Below are 1142 nucleotides of genomic sequence, written 5' to 3' on the forward strand. Positions count from 1 at the left end.
CACACGTGTTGATTAGCGAAATTCACGTATCATTTTCTTGATAAATGAATCGAGCTGAGGTCAGAGTTTCTTCCACATACGTTTGCCATTGTTGATCGAGCGCATGCCAAAGAAACAGGCGTGTAAATCCTGCGAATGACAGGGATTTTACGTCTGATTTTCGATTGATACGTGCGTGTAAAAACTTTAGTAGCACATACGCGATTAGTGCTGCGAACAGTTGGCTAAATACGGCGTTGGGTGTCGTGCCAAATAGCACAGGTACATTTAAATTTTGTTTGATCCAGCGAAAAAACGATTCAATCGCCCAACGTTCTTTGTACATCGCCGCGATGTCTTCTGCGGTTACGTGACGAAGATTGGTCACAACACGTACAAGTGCGCCTTCATAGTCGATAAATTCCACGACACGATGACGCTTTTTGGTTTGTTTTTGCGCAGTTCCAAGTGTGCATGTAAAATCCGCAAGAATGTTCGAATCGTTTACCATCGTGCGTTTCAACGATTTTTTTCGGTTTAATTGGATATTTTCCTTTAAACGAATCACAAAATCTTGCCCTGTTTGCGCATAACAATCCACTTTATCCAGCGCAAAATACGCGCGGTCTGCCACCAGGATAAAGCGCTTGTCCTCCAATTGTTCACCTATTGGCCCATCATGTCGTAAACCCGTTGTTTCCACGACGTGAAGTGGCATCCCTGTTGTATTCGTGAAGCTAACGTGTAGTTTAATACCTGAGCGTTCACCGTGATAAAGCGCCCAGGGTAAGCGATTTTTCCCAACGGTAATCGTTGTCGAATCCATCGCCAGTACGTCTTTTTTCACCTTTAATTTGCGGCGTGTCGCTCGGTTGAGACGACCGACAATCACCTCAAAAATACGTTTGACAATCTGATAATTCAATTCACCTAAACGTTTCGAAAGTGTCGAATAGTCGACGGGTTGTAAGCCCTGCGCTGGTGCAACATCCGCGGCGTGACGCAAGCTTTTCCATTCAAACGTCGCAGCCCCCACTAAATAACGTAAAAGCGTAGGGACATCGCATTTACGAGCCGTATCTTCAAAGCCGAATTCGGTAAGAATACCCGCGAGTTCTTCCTGTGAAATAAAGTTTTGAAGTAGTGTGAAAATCGTGGTATTC

Annotated in this window: 1 protein-coding gene; it reads right to left on the reverse strand. The window is 44.6% G+C overall.

Translation table 11 applies throughout. The features are described 5' to 3' along the window. Nucleotides 1-22: 22 nt before the first annotated feature. Nucleotides 23-1142: IS4 family transposase (locus tag DDE80_RS14380; RefSeq protein WP_235612355.1), on the reverse strand; the 1120-nt coding region annotated here is incomplete at its 5' end.

The organism is Metalysinibacillus jejuensis, assembly GCF_003057615.1.
GTDB classification, from domain to species: Bacteria; Bacillota; Bacilli; order Bacillales_A; family Planococcaceae; genus Metalysinibacillus; species Metalysinibacillus jejuensis.